Annotated in this window: 1 tRNA gene; it reads left to right on the forward strand. The window is 48.5% G+C overall.

Going from position 1 to position 326, the window contains the following annotated elements:
* The first annotated feature begins 100 nt into the window (after positions 1–100).
* Positions 101–176: transfer RNA gene (locus tag HU755_RS27030), tRNA-Ala, on the forward strand.
* The last annotated feature ends 150 nt before the right edge of the window (positions 177–326 follow it).

Genomic DNA, 326 nt, shown 5'->3' on the forward strand with positions numbered 1-326 from the left:
TAGCTCAGTTGGTTAGAGCGCACCCCTGATAAGGGTGAGGTCGGCAGTTCGAATCTGCCCAGACCCACCAATTTTGTGTGGGAAACGCCTGTAGAAATACGGGGCCATAGCTCAGCTGGGAGAGCGCCTGCCTTGCACGCAGGAGGTCAGCGGTTCGATCCCGCTTGGCTCCACCACTACTGCTTCTGAAGTTTGAAAGCTTAGAAATGAGCATTCCACCGAGACGGTGATGAATGTTGATTTCTAGTCTTTGATTAGATCGTTCTTTAAAAATTTGGGTATGTGATAGAAAGATAGACTGAACGTTACTTTCACTGGTAACGGAT

Origin of the sequence: Pseudomonas sp. SWRI111 (genome assembly GCF_014268555.1) — a bacterium.
GTDB lineage: Bacteria > Pseudomonadota > Gammaproteobacteria > Pseudomonadales > Pseudomonadaceae > Aquipseudomonas > Aquipseudomonas hamedanensis.